We start from the raw sequence: 22,270 nt of genomic DNA on the forward strand, positions 1-22,270 counted from the left end.
CGGCTGCCATCGATCTCGATGTCGCCGACCTTGATCCGGCCGCTGGTGGGTTCTTCGAGAAAATTCAGGCAACGCAGAAACGTGGTTTTGCCCGAGCCGCTAGGCCCGATGATCGCCACGACCTCACCTTCCTTCACTTGCAGATCGATGCCGTTGAGCACGACTTGACCCTTGAACTGCTTTGTCAGTTTTTCCACGACAATCATGGGGTCAGGACTCCTGATCGTGCCGATTGACCCGCTCTTCCAACTTGTTCTGCAGGTGCGACAGCACCGTGGCCAGAATCCAGTAGATCAGCGCGGCGGCAAGATACATGGTGAAAATTTCGAAGGTGCGAGCGGTAATCAGCTGCGCCTGACGGAACAGTTCCGGCACTTGAATGGTGGCGGCCAGCGCCGTGTCCTTGACCAGCGAAATGAAGCTGTTGCCCAGCGGCGGCAAGGCCGTGCGCATCGCTTGCGGCAGGATGGCCCGACGCAGGGTTTGCGCACGGGTCATGCCGATACTCGCGGCAGCTTCCCACTGGCCGCGCTCGATGGAGCTGATCGCGGCACGCAGGATTTCGCAGGCGTAGGCGGCCATGTTCAGCGAGAAGCCAATCATCGCCGCTGGCAGCGGATCAAGTTCGATGCCCAGTTGCGGCAAGCCGTAATAGATCACGAAGAGTTGCACCAGCAACGGCGTGCCGCGAAAGAACGACACGTAGATGCGGGCGATCCAGCTCACCAGTTTGAAGCGCGACAGGCGCATCAGCGCCAGGCCGAAACCCATCACCAGGCCGAAGAACATCCCGCCCAGGCTGAGGATCACTGTGTAGTACGCGCCCTTGAGCAGAAAGGGCGCGGATTCCAGTGCCAGTTGGAAAGCTGCTTCCATTATTGAGTGACGTCAGCGCTGAAGTATTTTTCCGAAAGCTTTTTCAGCGTACCGTCGGCACGCAGCTTGTCGATCGCTTTGTCGATCGCTGCAAGCAACTCAGGCTCGCCTTTGCGCAGGGCAATACCGGCTTCCTGGCGGGAAAACGCTTCGCCGGCGGCGGAAGTATCCTTGGCTTTTTTGGCGTATTCCAGCGCGGCGAGGCGGTCGATCAGGATGACGTCGATGCGGCCGACGCGCAGGTCCTGGAACTTGGTCGGATCATCGTCATAGGTTTTGATGTCGGCTTTTGGGACGTTTTCCTTGACCCACTGCTCGTAGTTGGTGCCCAGGCCTACGCCGACTTTCTTGCCGGCCAGGTCGGCGGAGGTCTTGACGGTGTCTTTGTTCTTGGTCAGGGTCAGCGCCTGAATCCCCGAGACGGTATACGGCACGGAGAAGTCATACTTCTTCTTGCGCTCTTCGGAGATGGTCACCTGGTTGATCACCACGTCCAGACGCTTGGATTCCAGCGCTGCGAGGATGCCGTCCCATTTGGTCGGTTGCAGTTTGGCCTTCACACCCAGCTCTTTGGCCAGGGCTTCGGAGAACTCGACTTCGAAGCCGGACAGTTTGCCGTCGGCGTCGACGAAGCTGAACGGTGGATAAGTGCCTTCCAGGCCGACGTTGATCACGCCAGCGTCTTTGATTTTTTGCAGTTGCTCACCGGCAACTGCCTGGCCCAGCAAACCGGCGCTCAGCGCCAGGCCCAGTGAACCGACCAGCAGGTTTCGACGTAGTGCGGAAAAATTCATGAAAAGCCCCTGTGTTTTCTTATGGAAGACGCTTTAAGAAGGTTGGCAAATTCGGGATTTGGACGACTGCAATATCCTGCCCTAAAGCAGCTTATGCGTCTCGCTGCAAATTCGCCTGCGGCGCGACTATATGATGGCGTCTTTAGATTGGAAAATACTCAATATTGATCTAGTTATTTCCAAATCGCATATTCAATCGGATGCAAGATCGTTCCCACGCTCCGCGTGGGAATGCCTCTAGGGACGCTCCGCGTCCAGTGACGCAGAGTGTCACAAGCTGCATAGCGATCGGCTAAAAAAAGTCTTTGTAGGCAAACAATGCCGGCGCCCCACCGGTGTGCAGGAAGATAATTGGCCCCCCATCGAAGCGCCCGCGTCCAATACCATCGAGCAACCCGGCCATGGCCTTGCCGGTATAAACCGGGTCCAGCAGCAAACCTTCCTGACTGGCCAGCAGCTTCACCGCCGCCAGTGTTCCGGCATTCGGCTCGCCATAGCGCGGGCCGAAATATTCGTCCCACAGTTCAATTTTGAAACTCGCTGGCAGCTGCACGCCCAGCAACTCGGCCGTGCGCTCGGCAAGGCCTTGGACTTTCGGTCGCTGATCTTCATCGCTACGGGAAACCGTGACGCCGATCACTGGCAAATCCGGCAGTGCTTCACTCAGTGCCAACGCCAGACCGCTATGGGTGCCGGCGCTGCCCRATGCGAGGACTACGGCGGCAAATTGCAGGCCGGTGTCTTTGATCTGCTCGGCCAGTTCCAGACCGGCGCGTACATAACCCAATGCGCCCAAGGCATTCGAACCACCAATTGGCACCAGATACGGCTTTTTGCCGTTGTTGCGCAGGCGCTCGGCCAAGGCCTGCAATTGCTCGTCGGCGTTGTCGAGGTTTTCTACCAGTTCGACCTTGGCATCGAACAGGTCCAGCAACAGCCGATTGCCGTTGCCGACATAGTTGGCGTCGTCGGTCCCCAAAGGGTTTTCCAGCAACGCTACGCAACCCAGGCCCAGTTTGGCGGCAATGGCGGCTGTCTGGCGCACGTGGTTGGACTGGAGCGCGCCTGCGGTGATGAGCGTGTCGGCGCCTTGTGCCAGTGCATCGGCGGCGAGGTATTCCAGTTTGCGCAGCTTGTTGCCGCCCATGGCCAGCGGCGTAAGGTCATCGCGTTTGACGTACACATCGCGGCCCAGCCAGGTCGACAAGCGTTCAAGTTTTTCCAGGGCAGTGGGGTGGCCGAGTAAATCGAGACGGTTAAAACGAGCGAGCTGTTGTTTGATCATGGGTCCGTACTGGCGGAGAAAGATGTCTGGACTATAGGCACGCCCATTTGCCTGGGCAACCGCCAATCACTTATAGCCAAAGGTTCTGAACTCTGCACAATTGGTTCTTAATTCGGCTTCAAGACCTTGCCGTAAAGTAAACCCCGTCAGCGCGGCCAGACAGTCCGGCCGCCCGTGAGGAGTTTTTACCGTGAGCGAGCGTTCCAGTCATTGGCAACTGCAGACCATCGTCAGCCAACTGCGCACGGCGCGTGCTGAGTGGCGCGCACAAAATGGCCGTGCCAGCACCGAACAGGGCGGACGCGAATTGCCTTCGCGAGCGGCCATGTCGGAGATTCTTGAAGCACTCTGCGGGGCGTTGTTCCCCATGCGCCTGGGGCCGGTGGATTTGCGCGAAGAGAGTGAGGACTTCTACGTCGGCCACACTCTGGATGTGGCGTTGAATGCGCTGCTGGCGCAGGCTCGGCTGGAGTTGCACTACGCCGCTCGCCACAGTCAGCAGGCGGAGGCTGACATCGAAGACAAAACCATTCAGATCATTCAGGACTTTGCGCTCGCCTTGCCGGGGCTGCGCAGTTTGCTGGATAGCGATGTGCTGGCGGCCTATCACGGCGACCCGGCAGCGCGCAGTGTCGATGAAGTGTTGCTCTGCTACCCAGGCATTCTGGCGGTGATTCACCATCGCTTGGCCCACCATTTGTATCGCGCCGGGTTGCCGTTGCTGGCGCGGATCAGCTCGGAAATCGCCCATTCTGCCACCGGTATCGACATTCATCCTGGCGCGCAGATCGGTCGCAGCTTCTTCATTGATCACGGAACGGGCGTGGTGATCGGCGAGACCGCGATTATCGGTGAGCGGGTGCGGATTTATCAGGCGGTCACCTTGGGTGCCAAACGTTTCCCGTCTGACGAGGACGGTCAGTTGCAGAAAGGCCATCCGCGCCATCCGATTGTCGAGGATGACGTGGTGATCTATGCCGGGGCGACGATTCTGGGGCGGATCACGATTGGCAAGGGTTCGACCATTGGTGGGAACGTCTGGCTGACCCGTAGCGTGCCGGCGGGCTGCAACCTGACGCAGGCGAATTTGCAGCATGATGATGGGACGCAGAAGTAAGCCGCGAAATCTGCGCTGACTGATCCACCGTCTTCGCGAGCAAGCCCGCTCCCACATTAGATTGAGTCGCTGGCATCAACGCGATCAAATGTGGGAGCGGGCTTGCTCGCGAAAGATTTCAAGTCGATCCCAGTAGTCGTCGTCAGCTAAATCTCAACTGAACGAATCCTCAAAAAACCTCCTCCTACCCATCCTTGAGCTAGCTTACAAGCACGACCGTCGAGCCTCGGGATTAGTCCTTAGCCCCCTATCCATGTTTAACTTGAACGTTCATTCAAGTTAAACCGGCGGTTCGCTGCCCGCTCACAACAGGAGGCTTGCCTTTGCTGAGTCCGATTTTTACAGCCACGTTTTACCCCGTCGAGGTGCACGTTTCATGAGTGCATCGTCCCTTCCTCCCAGCGGCCTGGTCCGCATGAACCCGCCGGTGTTCTACTTCTCGGCGAGCTTCATTCTGCTCTTCGGCATTGTCGTTATCGCCATGCCTGAACAGGCCGGTGCCTGGTTGCTGGCGGCGCAAAACTGGGCGGCCAATACGGTCGGCTGGTACTACATGCTCGCGATGACCCTGTATCTGGTCTTCGTGGTGGTCACCGCCTTGTCCGGCTACGGCAAGATCAAGCTCGGTGCCGACCACGACGAACCCGAATTCAGTTACCTGTCCTGGGCCGGCATGCTGTTCGCCGCCGGGATCAGCATCACGCTGTTTTTCTTTTGCGTATCCGAACCGCTGACCCACTTGGCGCAACCGCCGCAAGGCGAGGCTGGGACGGCGGATGCGGCGCGTCAGGCGATGCAGATTCTGTTTCTGCACTGGGGTCTGCACGGCTGGGGTGTGTTCGCTTTTGTCGGCATGGCGCTGGCCTATTTCGCTTACCGCCACAACCTGCCGCTGGCCCTGCGTTCGGCGTTGTATCCACTGATCGGCAAGCGCATCAACGGCCCCATCGGTTATGCGGTGGACGGCTTTGGCATCATCGCCACGGTGTTCGGTCTCGGTGCCGACATGGGCTTCGGTGTGCTGCACCTCAACTCCGGGCTGGATTACCTGTTCGGCATCGCTCACACCCAGTGGATTCAGGTCGGTTTGATCACGCTGATGATGGGCGCGGCGATCATCGTCGCGGTGTCCGGCGTCGATAAGGGCGTGCGGGTGATGTCCGACATCAACATGCTGCTGGCCTGCGCGCTGTTGCTCTTCGTGCTGTTCGCCGGCCCCACGCAGCACCTGCTAAATACCTTGATCCAGAACGTCGGCGACTACCTCGGCGCCTTGCCGATGAAGAGTTTTGACCTTTACGCCTATGACAAACCGAGCGACTGGCTCGGCGGCTGGACGGTGTTCTATTGGGCCTGGTGGATCGCATGGTCGCCGTTCGTGGGCCTGTTTATCGCGCGCATTTCTCGTGGCCGGACCATCCGCGAATTCGTTTTCGGCGTGTTGCTGATCCCGCTCGGCTTCACCCTGGCGTGGATGTCGATTTTCGGTAACAGCGCCATCGACCAAGTGCTCAATCATGGCATGAGCGCGCTCGGCATGTCGGCCATCGACAACCCGTCGATGACCCTCTACCTACTGCTGGAAACCTACCCGTGGAGCAAAACCGTTATTGCCGTGACGGTGTTCATCAGCTTCGTGTTCTTCGTCACCTCAGCCGACTCCGGCACGGTGGTGCTGTCGACGTTGTCCGCCAAGGGTGGCAATCCAGATGAAGACGGGCCGAAATGGCTGCGGGTGTTCTGGGGCGCGATGACCGCGCTGGTGACCAGTGCGCTGTTGTTCTCCGGCAGCATCGATGCGTTGAAGTCGGCGGTGGTACTGACCTCGCTGCCGTTTTCGCTGATCCTGTTGTTGATGATGTGGGGGCTGCACAAGGCGTTCTACCTGGAGTCCCAGAAGCAGATCGCGCAACTGCATTCCCTGGCGCCAGTGGCCGGCTCACGACGCGGTGGCTGGCGTCAGCGCTTGAGTCAGGCAGTGCACTTCCCGTCCCGCGATGAGGTGTACCGTTTTCTCGATACGACGGTGCGACCGGCGATTGAGGAAGTGTCGGCGGTGTTCGTCGAAAAGGGTTTGAACGTGATCACGCAACCAGACCCGGTCAACGACAGCGTCAGCCTGGAAATCGGTCACGGTGAACAGCACCCATTTATTTATCAGGTGCAGATGCGCGGCTATTTCACGCCATCCTTTGCCCGAGGCGGCATGGGGTCCAAGCAACTCAACAACCGTCGTTACTACCGGGCAGAAGTGCATTTGAGCGAGGGCAGTCAGGACTACGATCTGGTGGGTTACACCAAGGATCAAATCATCAACGACATCCTTGATCAGTACGAACGGCATCTGCAGTTTTTGCATTTGGTGCGATGATTGAAAACCGTTGCGCCGGGCCTGTTTCAGGCTTCGGCGCTCATCACCATGAACAGCACCAGCGCAGCCACCGGCACACTGAACACCGCCGTGCCGATCACCAGCTCTGAACTCAAGGGCTGGCCGGCAGTGACCACACCGATGGCTCCGTTGATCACCGTCAATGCCAACCACAGGACCACAAAGCTGTAGGTCAGCGTCTGGCGGCTGAAGCCGATTTTTTCGCCGATGAACAGCATCATGGCGAGGAGGGCCAGGCCGAAGGTGATGATGATGGCTGTGTGCATGATGAGGTCCATCCTTTAAATTTTTGTTGCCTGTTAAACCGCCTTCGCGGTCAAGCCCGCTCCCACATTTGACCGAGTTGCTAGATTTAACGCGGTCAAATAATGTGGGAGCGGGCTTGCTCGCGAAGGGTTCAATGCGGTCTTCATATGATCATAGTTAAACCAACCCACCATTAGCGCGCAAAATCTGCCCATTGACCCAAGCCGAATCCGGCCCCGCCAGAAACGACACTACCCGAGCAATATCCTCCGGCTGACCCAGGCGCTCCAGCGGCGGCATCTTGGCGAAATTCTGAATCTGTTCTTCACTCTTGCCGTGCAAAAACAACTCGGTGGCAACCGGCCCCGGCGCCACGGCATTCACGGTGATATTGCGCCCGCGCATTTCCTTGGCAAACACCTGAGTCAGCGATTCCACCGCCGCTTTGCTGGCGATGTACACCGCATAACCCGGCAGATTCAGGCCGACAGTGCTGCTGGAAAAGTTGACGATCCGCCCGCCACTGTTCAATCGCGTCGCCGCTTCACGCAACGTGTTGAACGTACCGCGTGCGTGGATGTTGAAGGTCTGCTCGAACAGTTCATCGGTGTGTTGTGCCAGCGGCAGCACCTTGAGGATGCCAGCGTTGTTGACCAGCACGTCGACCTTGCCCAGTTGTGTTTCGGTCTCGTCGAACATCCGGCGCACGTCGTCAGCGTTGGCCACGTCAGCCTTGATCGCCATGGCTTGATGGCCGGCCTCACGCAATTCCACCACCAGGGCCGAGGCTTCAGTGGCGCTGCTGGCGTAATTGATCGCGACGGCGAAACCGTCGCTGGCCAGTTGTTTGGCAATCACGGCGCCGATGCCACGGGATGCGCCGGTGACGATGGCAACTTTCTGAGTAGTCATGGTGTTGATTCCTGATGAGGTGGTTGGCTCGGTGTGAAGCCAGATTCACATGTTTACTCAGGTTGATAAATGCACGAGAGTTGCCTTGACTGTTCAATAATCGCCAACAATCGGAGGCGCGCGTGGATCAAGTCAAAGCGATGAAAGTGTTCGTGCGGATCTACGAACGCAGCAGCTTCACCCAGGCGGCCGAAGACCTGAACCTGCCGCGCGCCACGTTGACCCACACCCTGAACCAGTTCGAAGCCTGGCTCGGCACGCGGTTGCTGGAGCGTAGTACGCGCAAGGTGCGCCCGACCCTCGACGGCGAGGCGTACTACCTGCGCTGCGTGCAATTGCTGGCGGAACTGGAAGAAGCCGAACTGGCGTTTCGCGGCGGCGCCCCGAAAGGCCGGTTACGCGTCGACCTGCACGGCACGCTGGCCAAGAGTTTTGTGATCCCCGCATTGCCGCGATTCATGGAGCGCTACCCGCAGATCGAACTGTCCATCAGCGAGTCCGACCGCTTTGTCGACTTGATCGCCGAAGGCGTCGACTGCGTACTGCGCGCCGGCACGTTGAGTGATTCGGCATTGATCGGCAAACGCATCGCCAACCTGCGCCAGATCACCTGCGCCAGTCCCGCGTACCTGCGCAAATACGGCGAACCGAAAACCCTCGACGACCTCAAACATCACCGCGCGGTGAACTACGTCTCCCGCACCACTGCCAAGCTGTTTCCTTTCGAATTCATGGTGAATGGCGAGTTGAAAGAAGTGGCCATCGACGGCGCGCTTTCAGTGTTCGGCGCAGAAATCTACGCCGCATCGGCGATCGCCGGGCTCGGGCTGATCCAGTGCCCGCACTACCGGATGGAAACGCAGATTGCCCAGGGACTGGTGCAGGAAGTGCTCATCGACACGCCACCACCGCCGATGCCGGTTTCGGTGTTGTATCCGCACAACCGACACATGTCGCCACGGGTTCGGGTGTTTGTGGATTGGTTGGGGGAGGTGTTTGCGGGGGCCGTTTGAGAGCTGATCGTTCCCAYGCTCYGCGTGGGAATGCATCCCGTGACGCTCTGCGTCACTTGGAAAAAAGGAACGCGGAGCGTCCCTGGCAGCGTTACCACGCAGAGCGTGGGAACGATCATCTGTGAAACGTTTCAGCATTTTCTCGAGTCCGAGGTTTATCGGCGTTTGTCAGGGCGTATGCTGGGCAACTTGCGACGCAGTCGATACCGCATTCAAGACCGACAAGAGAGGATTCGATGACCTACACCGCTGCCGAAAACCGCTACGATTCCATTCCTTACCGCCGCGTGGGTCGCAGCGGTTTGGTGCTGCCGGCGTTGTCCCTGGGGCTGTGGCACAACTTCGGTGACAGTACGCCGATTGATACCCAGCGCTCGTTGCTGCGTACGGCGTTCGATCTGGGGATCAATCACTTTGACCTGGCCAACAACTATGGCCCGCCGTATGGCAGCGCCGAGATCAACTTCGGCCGGTTGCTGCGTGAAGACTTCAAGCAGTATCGCGACGAACTGATCATCTCCAGCAAGGCCGGTTGGGACATGTGGCCCGGTCCGTACGGGCAGGGCGGTGGTTCGCGCAAATACGTGCTGGCCAGCCTGGATCAGAGCCTGCAGCGACTGGGCCTGGACTATGTGGATATTTTCTATTCACACCGTTTCGACCCGGACACCCCGCTGGAAGAAACCGCCAGTGCACTGGCCACAGCGGTGCAACAAGGCAAGGCGTTGTACATTGGCATCTCGTCGTATTCCGGGGTGAAAACCCGTGAGATGGCAGCGCTTTTGAAAGAGTGGAAGGTGCCGCTGCTGATTCATCAGCCGGCGTACAACCTGCTCAATCGTTGGATTGAAAAAGACCTGCTGGACGTCACCGACGAACTCGGCACTGGCGTGATTGCCTTCACGCCGTTGGCGCAGGGCCTGCTGACCGATAAATACCTCAATGGCATTCCGAAGGATGCGCGGGTCAATCGTCCGGGCGGTGCTTCGTTGCAGTCTTCGCACTTGTCCGAAGCCAACATCGCCCATGTGCGCGGGCTCAACGAAATCGCCAAGGGGCGTGGGCAGAGTTTGGCGCAGTTGGCGCTGGCGTGGACGCTGCGCGATCCACGGGTGACGTCGGCACTGATCGGCGCGAGCCGGCCGGAGCAGATTATCGAGAACGTCGGGGCGTTGAAGAATTTGAGCTTTAGCGCGGATGAGTTGGCGGAGATAGACCGGTTTGCCCAGGAGGGCGGGATTAATCTTTGGGAGAAGCCTTCGACGGCTGAGTAACCGAGCACTGATCGTTCCCACGCTCTGCGTGGGAACGCCTCAGCGGACGCTCCGCGTTCGGCTTTGGATGGGACGCGGAGCGTCCCGAGCCGCATTCCCACGCGGAGCGTGGGAACGATCGGATTCCGGAATTAGCGGAAGAACGGCACATCCCCCAACACCGTCGCCCGCTGCATCACCCGCCGCGCCGGCCGGTAGTCATCCACAGCGTAATGCTGGGTCACGCGGTTATCCCAAAATGCCACATCATCCTTCTGCCAGCGCCAGCGAATGGTAAATTCCGGTCGCGTTGAATGAGCGAACAAAAACTTCAGTATCACTTCGCTCTCGGTTTCAGACAGCTCATTGATCTTCGACGTGAAGCCTTCGTTGACGAACAACGAGCGCCGCCCGCTTACTGGGTGTGTGCGAATGACCGGATGTGAAAGTGGCGGATTTTTACGCCGAGCTTCTTCCCACTGAGCCAGTGCATCGGGCGTATTGCCATAACGCTCCAGCGGAAATGAACGGGTGAAATCGTGGGTTGCGGTCAACCCTTCAAGCAAGCTTTTCATCGGTACCGACAGCGCTTCATACGCGGCTATCCCGCTGGCCCACAACGTGTCGCCACCAAACTCCGGCAGCAGCTTGGCACTGAGTACCGCGCCCATGGCCGGGGTCGGCAGGAAGGTCACGTCGGTGTGCCAGATCGCGTTATCGTGCACGTCGGTGACGGCGGTATCGAGGATCAGTACTTCCGGTTGTTCCGGCACATTTGGGTAGATCGGATGAATGTGAAGGTCGCCGAAATTGGCGGCGAATCGTGCCTGCTGTTGTGGGGTGATCGGCTGATCGCGGAAGAACAGTACTTGATGCTTGAGCAGCGCTTGTTCGATGGCGTTGCGTTGCTCCGGGGTCAGCGGCTGGCTGATGTCGACTCCGCTGATTTGTGCGCCGAGGGCTGAGCTTAAAGGGACGATGTTTAGGCTGCTCATGGAATTTCTCTTCGAATTCGGTGTGTCGAGCTTTTGTGGGAGCTGGCTTGCCTGCGATGACGACGGCAATGCAGACATTGATGTCGCCTGACTCTCCGCCATCGCGGGCAAGCCAGCTCCTACAGGTTTTTAATGGGCCTGGCCGTGCCACGGCACCAGCTTGCGTTGCAGGGTGCGCAGGCCCATTTCCATGGCGAAGGCAATCAGCGCAATCACCAGAATCCCCAGCACCACCACATCGGTAACCAGGAACTGCGCGGCCGACTGCACCATGAAGCCCAGCCCGCTGGTGGCGGCGATCAATTCGGCGGCGACCAGCGTCGACCAACCCACACCCAGCCCAATGCGCACACCAGTCAAAATATCCGGCAAGGCACTCGGCAGAATCACATGACGAATCAACTGCGCCCGGGTCGCCCCCAAGGATTGCGCGGCACGCAATTTTGCCGGGTCGACGGTTCGCACGCCAGTCGCAGTGGCGATGGCGATCGGGGCGAAAATCGCCAGGTAGATCAGTAACACTTTCGAAAGCTCACCAATGCCGCACCAGATCACGATCAGCGGCAAATAAGCCAATGGCGGAATCGGACGGTAAAACTCGATCAGCGGATCGAGAATGCCGCGAGCAATACGGTTGTGACCGATGGCGATGCCGACTGGCACGGCCGTCAGTACGGCGAAGCCCAGGCCCAGACCTATTCGGCTGAGACTCGCGCCCAAGTGCTGCCACAACGTCGAATCCATATAGCCGGTGGTTGCCAGCAGCCAGCCTTTTTGCAACACGGCGGACGGTGGCGGCAGGAACAGCGGTTCGATCATTCCCGTGGCGGTAACCGCCCACCATAGGGTAACGAGGGCGACCAGCGTCAGCACGCTGATCCAGCGTGTGCTGAGACTGCGTCGAACCGGTATCACCTTCGAGCCCGTTTTCAGCGCGACGGCTGGAATTTCATAGCTACTCATGCGCGCTCCTGCCGCGTGGCGGCGCTGCGTTGCGAGAAGACTTTGGCGAGCACGTGTTCGCGGGTTTCGATAAAGCGCGGGTCGGATTTGATCGCCCGGGCCGACTCGCCAGCAGCATAACGCTGACCGAAATCCAGGCTCAGACGCTCGACGATTTGCCCAGGATTCGGCGCCAGCAGAATCAGATCCGTGGCGAGGAACACAGCTTCTTCAATGTCGTGGGTAATCAGGAATACGGGTTTGGCGGTGCGCTGCCAGACTTGCAGCAGCAGCTCTTGCATCTGTTCGCGGGTGAACGCGTCGAGGGCGCCGAAGGGCTCGTCCATGAGCAAAACACGGGGATCGGCGGCCAATGCACGAGCGAGGCCCACACGCTGTTTCTGGCCGCCCGAGAGCTGCCAGATGCGACGATTTTCGAAACCGGAAAGGTCGACCAGCGCGAGCATTTCCCTTGCGCGGATTTCGCGTTTTTCCCGGGAAACACCGGCCAGTTCCAGGCCGAATCCAACGTTGGCCAACACGTCCTGCCAAGGCAGCAGCGCATCGTCCTGAAACACCACGCCACGTTCGGCGCTGGGGCCATTGACCGGCACGCCGTCGAGGGTGATGCGCCCGGCGCTCGGCTCGACAAATCCGGCAATCWGGTTCAACAGCGAAGTCTTGCCACTGCCGGACGGGCCGAGGGCGACCAGCAATTGCTGGGGGCCGAGGCTCAGGGAAATATCCGCCAGTACCGGGTCCGGGCTACCGGGGTACTGTGCGCTGATGCGCTCCAGCTGTAGCAAGGCCATCGCGATTAACTCCCGATCAATTAGTGATGAACTTGGCGCTGACGTACGGCGCGTAGTCCGGCAGCACGGCTTCGACCTTGCCTTGTTCCTTGAGGAACACAGCGGTGTCGGTGATGGCCTTGGTGGTCGGCGCGCCGAGGGTGAGCACTTGATCAGCCGCCAGTGGGTAGACGTTGCCCTGCAGCAGCAGCGGAATATCGCTGGCCTTGGCGCCAGACAGCTTCACCAGTTTGTCGACGTTGGATTGATTGGCGAGCCAGGCTTTAGGGTCTTTACGGTAGTCGGCGTAGGCGTCCAGAGTCACTTTGGCGAACGCGGTAACGATTTCCGGATGCTTCTCGGCAAAGTCTTTGCGCACGATCCAGGCATCAAACGTCGGCGCGCCGAACTTGGCCAGTTCACCCGAGGTGATCAGCACTTTGCCGTTTTCCTTGGCCACACCGAGGGCTGGGTCCCACACGTAAGTGGCGTCGATGTCACCGCGTTTCCATGCGGCGACGATTGCGGGCGGGGCGAGGTTGAGGATGGTGACTTTCGATGGATCAATGTTCCAGTGCTTCAGCGCGGCCAGCAGGCTGTAGTGGCCGGTGGAAACGAAGGGCACGGCGATTTTCTTGCCGATCAGGTCTTGCGGGGTTTTGATCCCGGAACCGTCACGAGCGACCAGCGCTTCAGCGGCACCGATCTGGGTGGCGATGAGGAACGTTTCGACCGGGACTTTGCGAGTGATCGCAGCGGTCAGAGGGCTGGAACCGAGGTAGCCGATCTGAACGTCGCCGGACGCGATGGCGGCGATGATGTCGGCACCGTTATCGAATTTGCGCCAGTCGATTTTGGCGTTGGTGGCTTTTTCGTATGCGCCGTCGGCCTGGGCGACTTTCGCCGGGTCCACGGTGGTTTGGTAGGCGACGGTGACGTCAGCCGCTTGGGCAAAGAAACTTGCTGCAGCCAAAGAGGCGGCCGCCAGGAGGCGAAGAGGGAAATGCAGTTTCATTGGGAAGCTCCTTGTCAGGCGACCGAGAGTCGGCGTCAAAGGAGACTAAATGATCTAAGAATTCAAAAATAAATAACTTTTTCGAATTAGCTTATGAGAGGAAAATACTAGAGGTCGATCATTACTCTGAGGCGGAACTTTTGTGGCGAGGAGGCTCGTCCCCGTTCGGCTGCGAAGCAGTCGTAATGCGGTCAACCCGGTTTACCTGGATATGTGAGGGGACTGCTGCGCAGTCCAACGGGGGCAAGCCCCCTCACCACAGGGGGCCTGCTTTGGCGGGCTAGTTGCTGATCGCCAGAATGCTCGCCTGATACGACCCGACAAACACATCGAAATCGCCGACTTCGTTCTGCTCCAGTTCAACCTGAGCTGCCAGCGAAGAACGCGCCAGTGTTTCAAATTTCGCCTGGTCTTCACCACTCAACGGCTCGCTGCGGAAAAAATCCGCATGCGCCCGGCTCTGACGCAAAGAGAACTGAGCAAAGCTTTCCTTGTGTTCCGCCATGGCCGCCAGCACCTGGGCCGAAGGTGTTAGCGAGGAATCCTTGACCTTGGCCAACTGCGCATCCAGCGCCTTGCTGTGCGCATCGCCGCCATGGCTTTGATCGAGCATCGCCGCCAACGGAGCGATCTGCTCCAACAACTCGCTGGCCCACTCTTTGAGGTCCACCGATTCACCGCCGCGTTTCAATTGCAGGCCCGGACGGCGACCTTCCTTGACCACGCTAAGGAAGTTCGAGGTGGCATTGCCGCAAGAGTTGTTGTTCAACAACGGGCTGTCGTTCAGCGCGCAATACAGCAGGAACGCGTCGAGGAATCGCGACTCTGGCAGGTCGATGCCCATCGGCAGGAACGGGTTGATGTCCAGGCAGCGCACTTCAACGTACTGAATGCCACGGGCCACCAGCGCCTGAATCGGCCGTTCGCCAGTGTAGGTCACGCGTTTCGGGCGGATGTTGGAGTAGTACTCGTTTTCAATCTGCAGGATGTTGGTGTTGAGCTGAACCCACTCACCGTCCTGATGTGTGCCGATCTCGACATAGGGCGCATACGGCGTGGCCACTGCTTGGCGCAGGCTGTCGGTGTAGCTCGACAGGTCGTTGTAGCACGGCGTCAAACCGGCCTGGGCGTTGCTCTGGTAACCGAGATCGCTCATGCGCAGGCTGGTGGCGTACGGCAGGTACAAGGTGTCCGGGTCCAGTTGTTCGAGCTGGTGCGAACGACCGCGCAGGAAACCGGCGTCCAGCGCAGGCGAGGCGCCGAACAGGTACATCAGCAGCCAGCTGTAGCGACGGAAGTTGCGAATCAGCGCGATGTAGGCCGAGGACTGATAGTCGCGATCGGTGCCGACAAAACCTTCGGCCTCTTTGAGCAGCGGCCAGAGCTTTTCCGGCAGGGAAAAGTTGTAGTGAATCCCGGCGATGCACTGCATGGTCTTGCCGTAACGCAGGGCCAGGCCCTTGCGATAGACGTACTTGAGCTGACCGATGTTGGACGTGCCGTAATAGGCAATCGGGATGTCTGCCTCGGCCGGTAACGGGCACGGCATAGAGGGACTCCACAGAAACTCGTTGCCGAGCTTGCTGTAGGCAAAACGATGAATCTTGTCCAGGCTCGCCAGCGTATCTGCCGGGTCGGGCAGGGCGGGCGTGATGAACTCCAGCAGCGACTCGGAATAGTCGGTGGTGATTTGTTCGTTGGTCAGCGCGGAACCCAATTCTTCCGGGTGCGGCGTTTGCGCCAGGCGACCTTCACCTGTCACGCGCAGGCATTCACGTTCGATGCCGTGAAGGCACTGTTCGAGCAGAGAGAGGTTAGCGCGCTCGCCAAGCAGGGCCAGGCGGCGGTTGAGAAGTTCGCTCAAGTTGGATTCCTTCACGCGTCAGTCGCCCCAATATGGGGGTGGGCAAGACGGTCTACAAGGGTGAAGTTAAAACTGGCGTTTTCGCCTGGTTTTTGAGCCTGACAGGCCTTATGCCGGTTATTCAGCTGAGTAATCCCTGTGGGAGCGACCTGTGGCGAGGGGGCTTGCCCCCGTTTGAGTGCATAGCACTCACAAAACCTTAGACATTCAGAGATTTTGGGGCTGCTTCGCAGCCAACGGGGGCAAGCTCCCTCGCCACAGGCGCTCCCACAGGTTGCATTGCGCCGAAATTAACTCAAATGGGTGGCATCTAGCTACAGGACAGCGAACGTGCCTTGTGCTTTTGCGACCAGTTTGTCGCCCTGCATCACATCAGCTTCAACGACCAACGTGCGGCGGCCCGGGTGGATCACCCGCGCCGTGCACATCACTTCACCGTCTGAAACGGCGCGAATGTAGTTGATCTTGCATTCGATGGTCGCGCTCTGCTGGCCAAAGCCGTGGGTGCTGGAACAGGCCAGCCCCATGGCAATGTCCACCAGGCTGAACAATGCCCCGCCATGCAACTTGCCGCCGCGATTGCGCAGCTCCGGTTCCAGCGCCAAGGCGACTTGCGCCACCCCGGTGTCCAGGCTGTGCAAGCGACACCCCAGCAGCTTGAAAAACGCGCTTTCGGTCAGCCCGGCAGGGATCTCCATCAGCGTTTCTTCAACTGCTTGGCGTTGGCGAACAGCGACGCCATCGCGTTGTTGCTCGGGGCTGCAGCAGTGGTTTCCTTGCGTGGTGCAGTGTTCTGGGACTGGCGTGGCGCCGACCCCGGACGTGCACCGCGAGCGCCGTCGATTTTCTCGCCCGGGGTGTCGCTCATGCGCATCGACAGGCCTACGCGTTTGCGCGGGATGTCGATTTCCATGACCTTAACTTTCACCACATCACCGGCCTTCACCGCTTCGCGCGGATCCTTGATGAACTTCTCCGAAAGCGCGGAGATGTGCACCAAACCGTCCTGATGCACGCCGATATCGACGAATGCACCGAAGTTGGTCACGTTGGTCACCACGCCTTCGAGGATCATGCCCAATTCGAGATCCTTGAGGTCTTCGACACCTTCCTGGAACTCGGCAGTCTTGAACTCGGGACGCGGATCGCGGCCAGGTTTTTCCAGCTCTTGCAGGATGTCGGTGACCGTCGGCAGACCGAAGGTTTCGTCGGTGTACTTCTTCGGATCAAGGCGCTTGAGGAAGCTCGCGTCGCCGATCAGCGAGCGGATGTCGCGGTCGGTTTCAGCGGCGATGCGTTGCACCAGCGGATAGGCTTCCGGGTGAACGGCCGACGAATCCAGCGGGTTGTCGCCGTTCATCACGCGCAGGAAGCCTGCAGCCTGTTCGAAGGTTTTTTCGCCCAGACGCGCGACTTTCTTCAACGCAGCGCGGGTTTTGAATGCGCCGTGCTCATCGCGATGGCTGACGATGTTTTGTGCCAAGGTCGCGTTGAGACCGGAGATACGGGCCAGCAGCGCCACGGAGGCGGTGTTGACGTCGACGCCCACGGCGTTCACGCAGTCCTCGACAACCGCGTCCAGGCCACGCGCCAGTTTCAGCTGCGACACGTCGTGCTGGTACTGAMCGACACCGATAGATTTCGGATCGATCTTCACCAACTCAGCCAGTGGATCCTGCAAGCGGCGGGCAATCGACACGGCGCCACGGATCGAAACGTCCAGATCCGGGAACTCTTTCGAAGCCAATTCGGAGGCCGAGTAAACCGATGCGCCGGCTTCGGAAACCATCACTTTGGTCATCTTCATCGCTGGGTATTTCTTGATCAGCTCAGCGGCCAGTTTGTCGGTTTCGCGGCTGGCGGTGCCGTTGCCGATGGCGATCAGGTCGACCGAATGCTTGGCGCACAGGGCAGCGAGAATCGCCAGGGTCTGATCCCATTTGTTGTGCGGCACGTGCGGGTAGACCGTGGCGTGATCCAGCAGCTTGCCGGTGGTGTCGACCACGGCAACTTTGCAGCCGGTGCGCAGGCCCGGGTCGAGACCCAGGGTGGCGCGCGGGCCGGCCGGGGCCGACAGCAGCAAGTCGTGCAGGTTGTGCGCGAACACGTTGATCGCTTCGGTTTCCGCGCCATCGCGCAGCTCACCCAACAAGTCGGTTTCGAGGTGGGTGTAGAGCTTGACCTTCCAGGTCCAGCGCACCACTTCGCCCAGCCATTTGTCGGCAGCGCGGTTCTGGTTCTGGATGCCGAATTGCTGGCCGATCATGCCTTCGCACGGATGCATGGTGCCCGGCAGTTCGTCGCCGACTTTCAGCGCAGAGCTGAGAATGCCTTCGTTGCGGCCACGGAAAATCGCCAGTGCGCGGTGCGATGGCATGCTTTTCAGCGGTTCGTCGTGTTCGAAGTAGTCGCGGAACTTGGCGCCTTCCTCTTCCTTGCCAGCGATGACGCGGGCGCTGAGAGTGGCTTCCTGCTTCAAGTAGGAGCGCAGTTTGTCCAGCAGGCCGGCGTCTTCGGCAAAGCGTTCCATGAGGATGTATTTGGCGCCTTCGAGGGCTGCCTTCACATCGGCCACGCCTTTTTCGGCGTTGATGAAGCGTGCGGCTTCGGTGTCGGGCGTCAGGGACGGGTCGTTGAACAGGCCGTCAGCCAGTTCGCCGAGGCCGGCTTCCAGGGCGATCTGGCCCTTGGTGCGGCGCTTTTGCTTGTACGGCAGGTACAAGTCTTCGAGGCGGGTCTTGGTGTCGGCGAGTTTGATGTCGCGCTCAAGCGCAGGAGTCAGCTTGCCTTGCTCTTCGATGCTGGCGAGGATGCTGATGCGCCGTTCGTCGAGTTCTCGCAGGTAGCGCAGACGCTCTTCCAGATGTCGCAACTGGATGTCATCGAGGCTGCCAGTCACTTCTTTCCGGTAACGGGCGATGAAGGGAACGGTAGAGCCTTCATCGAGTAGCGCGACGGCCGCTTCGACCTGTTGTGGGCGTACACCGAGTTCCTCGGCGATGCGGCTGTTGATGCTGTCCATAAAACCACCTGACAAATTGTGAAAGCAGGCTCGCAGGCGCAGAATTAAAGGCTCTGCGAGTCTGGTTGAGCGGCCTGGCCTGCGCCGCTGCCTGGATCAAAGGGCACCCCATTGACCCGTGAAATCGAACAATTACTGCGCGGCCCCGGAAATTAAAAGGCGCCGGTCTGTAGTACCTGTCTGATGTTGCCTGACACAAAACGCCGCGCATTATAACCAGCGTTCGGCAGTTCGGGGGCATCGCCGGCTGGAGCGTAATGGCCGGTTTGCTGGCAGTGGAGGAAAAATCTGCTAACAATGCACTCGGTGCGTATAACGGCAGCTACGCCATARTGCGCGCCGAGACCAAAGGAGCATCTAATGAGCAGCACTGCAAACACTGCTGAAGGCGAAAAAATTCTTATTGTTGACGACGATCCGGGGCTCAGCAGCCTGCTGGAACGCTTTTTTGTCAGCAAGGGCTACCGCGCCCGCGCCGTTCCGAACACAGAGCAAATGGATCGCCTGCTGGCGCGCGAAGTGTTCAACCTGGTTGTCCTCGACCTGATGTTGCCTGGCGAAGACGGCTTGACCGCCTGCCGCCGCCTGCGCACGGCGAACAACCAGATCCCTATCATCATGCTGACCGCCAAGGGCGACGAGCTGAGCCGTATCAAGGGCCTGGAACTGGGCGCCGACGATTACTTGGCCAAGCCGTTCAATCCGGACGAACTGATGGCCCGCGTCAAAGCGGTCTTGCGTCGTCAATCGACGCCGGTGCCGGGTGCGCCGGGCAGCGAAGACGAAAGCGTGACCTTCGGTGATTACGTGCTGTCGCTGGCGACCCGCGAACTCAAGCGCGGTGACGAAGTGCACATGCTCACCACCGGTGAATTCGCGGTCCTCAAGGCATTGGTCATGAATGCGCGTCAGCCACTGACACGTGACAAATTGATGAACCTGGCCCGTGGCCGTGAGTGGGATGCCCTCGAGCGTTCCATTGATGTACAGATATCCCGTCTGCGCCGGATGATCGAACCCGATCCGTCCAAGCCACGTTACATCCAGACTGTCTGGGGCGTGGGCTACGTGTTCGTTCCGGATGGCGCCGCCACCAAGTGATCGGCGATTTGTAGGAGCGGGTCTTGCGGGCGAAGTTGCCCGCAGACTCGCGATCCGCAATATGCGAGCATCGCTCGCTCCTGCAAGTGTGTAGCGGCTATCCATGAAAACCCCCGTTTGGTTCCCCCAGAGCTTCTTCTCCCGCACCCTTTGGCTGGTGCTGATTGTCGTCCTGTTTTCCAAAGCGCTGACCCTGGTTTATCTGTTGATGAACGAAGATGTGCTGGTGGACCGTCAATACAGCCACGGCGTCGCCCTGACGCTACGCGCCTATTGGGCCGCCGATGAAGAAAACCGCACGAAGATCGCCGATGCCGCCACCTTGATCCGGGTCGTCGGTGCCGGTGTGCCGGAAGGTGAGCACCATTGGCCGTACAGCGAGATCTACCAGCGACAGATGCAGGCCGAACTGGGTGCCGACACCGAAGTCCGGTTACGCATGCACTCACCGCCAGCGCTGTGGGTCCGGGCGCCAAGCCTGGGCGATGGCTGGTTGAAAGTGCCGCTGTACCCGCATCCGTTGCGTGGTCAGAAAATCTGGAACGTGCTCGGCTGGTTCCTCGCCATTGGCTTGCTGTCCACCGCGTCGGCATGGATCTTCGTCAGTCAGCTCAATCAACCATTGAAACGTCTGGTGTATGCCGCAAGGCAACTCGGTCAGGGGCGCAGCGTACGCCTGCCGATCAGCGATACGCCGAGTGAAATGACCGAGGTGTATCGCGCCTTCAACCAGATGGCCGAAGACGTCGAGCAGGCCGGTCGTGAGCGCGAGTTAATGCTGGCTGGTGTGTCCCACGATTTGCGGACCCCCTTGACCCGATTGCGTCTGTCCCTGGAGTTGATGGGGGATCGCACTGATCTGACCGATGACATGGTGCGCGACATCGAAGACATGGACGCGATCCTCGATCAGTTCCTGGCGTTCATTCGCGATGGCCGTGACGAATCGGTGGAAGAGGTGGACTTGAGCGACCTGGTTCGCGAAGTCGCTGCGCCGTATAACCAGAACGAAGAAAAGGTCCATCTGCGCCTGGAACCGATCCAGCCGTTTCCGTTGCGTCGGGTATCAATGAAGCGCTTGCTGAACAACCTGATTGGCAATGCCTTGCACCACGCGGGCAGCGGCGTTGAGGTGGCGGCCTATGTCTCCGGTGATACCAGCGCGCCGTATGTGGTGCTGAGTGTCATGGACCGTGGGGCGGGGATAGATCCTGCTGAACTGGAAGCGATCTTCAATCCGTTCACTCGAGGTGATCGTGCGCGGGGCGGGAAGGGCACTGGTTTGGGGCTGGCGATCGTGAAGCGGATTGCTTCGATGCATGGCGGGAATGTTGAATTGCGCAATCGATCCGGTGGCGGATTGGAAGCGCGGGTGCGGTTGCCGCTGGGGTTGATGTTGCCTCGGGATGCGGTTTAACAACTGACATCTTGGCTGGGGCTGACGGCCCCTTCGCGAGCAAGCCCGCTCCCACATTAGACCGAGTCGCTGGATAGTACGCGGTCTAATGTGGGAGCGGGCTTGCTCGCGAAGGCGGCCTTCCGGCCGCCGCGAAAATTAGGGTTAACCCTTCCCTTTGGTCCGCGTCATATTCGGCCCGCCATTCTTCTCCAGATGCTCAATGATGATCCCCGCCACGTTCTTCCCGGTGGTTGTTTCAATTCCTTCCAGACCCGGTGACGAGTTCACTTCCATCACTAGCGGTCCGTGATTGGAGCGCAGGATGTCCACCCCCGCTACCGCAAGGCCCATCACCTTCGCCGCACGCAATGCGGTCATACGCTCTTCCGGTGTGATCTTGATCAGGCTGGCGCTACCGCCCCGATGCAGGTTGGAGCGGAACTCTCCTGGCTTGGCCTGGCGCTTCATCGCTGCGATCACCTTGTCGCCGACTACGAAGCAGCGAATGTCGGCACCGCCGGCTTCCTTGATGTACTCCTGAACCATGATGTTCTGCTTCAGGCCCATGAACGCTTCGATCACCGACTCTGCTGCCGTCGCCGTTTCACACAGCACCACGCCAATGCCTTGGGTGCCTTCCAGCACCTTGATCACCAGCGGAGCACCGTTGACCATGTCGATCAGGTCGGGGATGTCGTCCGGTGAGTGAGCAAAACCGGTCACCGGCAAACCGATCCCGCGGCGTGACAGTAATTGCAGCGAGCGCAGTTTGTCCCGTGAGCGGGCAATGGCCACCGATTCATTGAGCGGAAACACACCCATCATTTCGAACTGACGTAACACCGCGCAGCCATAAAACGTTACCGATGCACCGATCCGGGGGATCACCGCATCGAAACCTTCCAGCGGTTTGCCGCGGTAGTGGATCTGCGGCTTGTGGCTGGCAATGTTCATGTAGGCGCGCAGGGTGTCGATCACCACCATTTCATGGCCACGTTCGGTACCGGCTTCAACCAGACGACGAGTGGAATACAGACGCGGGTTCCGCGACAGCACAGCGATCTTCATGCAACACCTGTGGAGGAGGTAGATACCGGGAACACCGGCTTGTCTTGTACGTACTTAATGCCCGGGTTGACCACCAATTGGCCGTGAATCAGGGCTTTTGAACCGAGTAACAGGCGATAACGCATGGATTTGCGGCAGGCGAGCGTGAACTCGACCCGCCAGACCCGATCACCGAGGGCCAGGGT

The 22,270-nt window shown here is 59.4% G+C and carries 21 protein-coding genes; 6 read left to right on the top strand and 15 right to left on the bottom strand.

Translation table 11 applies throughout. The annotated features are described in order from the left end of the window. The 4 genes from AC1DRJ_RS06645 to AC1DRJ_RS06660 form a co-directional block, all read right to left on the bottom strand. Window positions 1-206: ATP-binding cassette domain-containing protein (locus AC1DRJ_RS06645; protein WP_477801400.1), on the bottom strand; the 206-nt coding region annotated here is incomplete at its 3' end. 4 nt (window positions 207-210) lie between these two features. Beyond that, on the bottom strand, window positions 211-876 hold the full coding sequence (tcyL, locus tag AC1DRJ_RS06650) for a cystine ABC transporter permease (RefSeq protein WP_477801401.1): 666 nt from the start codon (window positions 874-876) through the stop codon (window positions 211-213). Further along, complete coding sequence (tcyJ, locus tag AC1DRJ_RS06655; protein ID WP_477801402.1) at window positions 876-1,670, bottom strand: cystine ABC transporter substrate-binding protein; 795 nt, start codon at window positions 1,668-1,670, stop codon at window positions 876-878. Before tcyJ ends, tcyL begins: the two co-directional genes overlap by 1 nt. A gap of 292 nt (window positions 1,671-1,962) precedes the next feature. After that, window positions 1,963-2,955 (bottom strand): D-cysteine desulfhydrase, encoded by a 993-nt coding sequence (locus AC1DRJ_RS06660; protein WP_477801403.1) that lies wholly within the window; start codon window positions 2,953-2,955, stop codon window positions 1,963-1,965. 190 nt (window positions 2,956-3,145) lie between these two features. Here AC1DRJ_RS06660 and epsC point away from each other — a divergent pair, with 190 nt between their 5' ends. Beyond that, window positions 3,146-4,072, top strand: a complete 927-nt coding sequence (gene epsC, locus AC1DRJ_RS06665) for a serine O-acetyltransferase EpsC (RefSeq protein WP_477801404.1) — start codon at window positions 3,146-3,148, stop codon at window positions 4,070-4,072. 415 nt (window positions 4,073-4,487) lie between these two features. Beyond that, the gene (gene betT / locus AC1DRJ_RS06670) at window positions 4,488-6,443 is read left to right on the top strand and encodes a choline transporter BetT (RefSeq protein ID WP_477801416.1); all 1,956 of its coding nucleotides are present in this window, start codon (window positions 4,488-4,490) and stop codon (window positions 6,441-6,443) included. 26 nt (window positions 6,444-6,469) lie between these two features. Here the strand turns inward: betT and AC1DRJ_RS06675 are convergent, their stop codons facing one another. Both AC1DRJ_RS06675 and AC1DRJ_RS06680 read right to left on the bottom strand, forming a co-directional pair. Continuing rightward, window positions 6,470-6,730, bottom strand: coding sequence for a hypothetical protein (locus AC1DRJ_RS06675; RefSeq protein ID WP_477801405.1), 261 nt, complete (start codon window positions 6,728-6,730; stop codon window positions 6,470-6,472). A 157-nt stretch (window positions 6,731-6,887) separates the two neighbouring features. Continuing rightward, the gene (locus AC1DRJ_RS06680; protein WP_477801406.1) at window positions 6,888-7,622 is read right to left on the bottom strand and encodes an SDR family oxidoreductase; all 735 of its coding nucleotides are present in this window, start codon (window positions 7,620-7,622) and stop codon (window positions 6,888-6,890) included. A 122-nt stretch (window positions 7,623-7,744) separates the two neighbouring features. On the opposite strand from AC1DRJ_RS06680, the gene AC1DRJ_RS06685 reads away from it, so the two are divergent. Together AC1DRJ_RS06685 and mgrA are read left to right on the top strand one after the other, a co-directional pair. Further along, window positions 7,745-8,635 carry a LysR family transcriptional regulator gene (locus AC1DRJ_RS06685; protein ID WP_477801407.1) on the top strand — a complete coding sequence of 297 codons (891 nt, stop codon included), beginning with the start codon at window positions 7,745-7,747 and terminating at the stop codon, window positions 8,633-8,635. Between the two features lie 236 nt (window positions 8,636-8,871). Continuing rightward, a complete protein-coding gene (gene mgrA / locus AC1DRJ_RS06690) occupies window positions 8,872-9,909 on the top strand; it encodes an L-glyceraldehyde 3-phosphate reductase (protein ID WP_477790308.1) in 1,038 nt (345 codons plus the stop codon). Window positions 9,910-10,040: 131 nt separating this feature from the next. Here mgrA and tauD read toward each other — a convergent pair whose 3' ends face one another. From tauD to AC1DRJ_RS06725, 7 genes are all read right to left on the bottom strand, one after another. Beyond that, window positions 10,041-10,883 carry a taurine dioxygenase gene (gene tauD, locus AC1DRJ_RS06695; protein WP_477801408.1) on the bottom strand — a complete coding sequence of 281 codons (843 nt, stop codon included), beginning with the start codon at window positions 10,881-10,883 and terminating at the stop codon, window positions 10,041-10,043. A gap of 129 nt (window positions 10,884-11,012) precedes the next feature. After that, a complete protein-coding gene (gene tauC / locus AC1DRJ_RS06700; RefSeq protein ID WP_477801409.1) occupies window positions 11,013-11,846 on the bottom strand; it encodes a taurine ABC transporter permease TauC in 834 nt (277 codons plus the stop codon). After that, a complete protein-coding gene (tauB, locus tag AC1DRJ_RS06705) occupies window positions 11,843-12,637 on the bottom strand; it encodes a taurine ABC transporter ATP-binding subunit (protein ID WP_477801410.1) in 795 nt (264 codons plus the stop codon). The genes tauC and tauB overlap by 4 nt, the downstream gene beginning before the upstream one ends. Before the next feature lie 16 nt (window positions 12,638-12,653). Next, window positions 12,654-13,631, bottom strand: coding sequence for a taurine ABC transporter substrate-binding protein (gene tauA / locus AC1DRJ_RS06710; RefSeq protein WP_477801411.1), 978 nt, complete (start codon window positions 13,629-13,631; stop codon window positions 12,654-12,656). A 280-nt stretch (window positions 13,632-13,911) separates the two neighbouring features. Further along, complete coding sequence (gene gshA, locus AC1DRJ_RS06715; protein WP_477801412.1) at window positions 13,912-15,495, bottom strand: glutamate--cysteine ligase; 1,584 nt, start codon at window positions 15,493-15,495, stop codon at window positions 13,912-13,914. Between the two features lie 314 nt (window positions 15,496-15,809). After that, a complete protein-coding gene (locus tag AC1DRJ_RS06720; protein ID WP_477801413.1) occupies window positions 15,810-16,193 on the bottom strand; it encodes a PaaI family thioesterase in 384 nt (127 codons plus the stop codon). Further along, window positions 16,193-18,517, bottom strand: a complete 2,325-nt coding sequence (locus AC1DRJ_RS06725; RefSeq protein WP_477801414.1) for a Tex family protein — start codon at window positions 18,515-18,517, stop codon at window positions 16,193-16,195. The genes AC1DRJ_RS06720 and AC1DRJ_RS06725 overlap by 1 nt, the downstream gene beginning before the upstream one ends. Window positions 18,518-18,877: 360 nt before the next feature. On the opposite strand from AC1DRJ_RS06725, the gene ompR reads away from it, so the two are divergent. Then, entirely contained in the window at window positions 18,878-19,618 is a 741-nt protein-coding gene (gene ompR / locus AC1DRJ_RS06730; RefSeq protein WP_007949203.1) for an osmolarity response regulator transcription factor OmpR, read from the top strand. 103 nt (window positions 19,619-19,721) lie between these two features. After that, window positions 19,722-21,035 (top strand): ATP-binding protein, encoded by a 1,314-nt coding sequence (locus AC1DRJ_RS06735; RefSeq protein WP_477790323.1) that lies wholly within the window; start codon window positions 19,722-19,724, stop codon window positions 21,033-21,035. 144 nt (window positions 21,036-21,179) lie between these two features. Here the strand turns inward: AC1DRJ_RS06735 and rimK are convergent, their stop codons facing one another. Together rimK and AC1DRJ_RS06745 are read right to left on the bottom strand one after the other, a co-directional pair. After that, window positions 21,180-22,085, bottom strand: coding sequence for a 30S ribosomal protein S6--L-glutamate ligase (gene rimK, locus AC1DRJ_RS06740; RefSeq protein WP_007949201.1), 906 nt, complete (start codon window positions 22,083-22,085; stop codon window positions 21,180-21,182). Next, window positions 22,082-22,270: putative ATP-dependent zinc protease (locus tag AC1DRJ_RS06745; protein ID WP_477801415.1), on the bottom strand; the 189-nt coding region annotated here is incomplete at its 5' end. The genes AC1DRJ_RS06745 and rimK, both read right to left, overlap by 4 nt.

Source organism: Pseudomonas sp. P5_B2, from assembly GCF_056400445.1.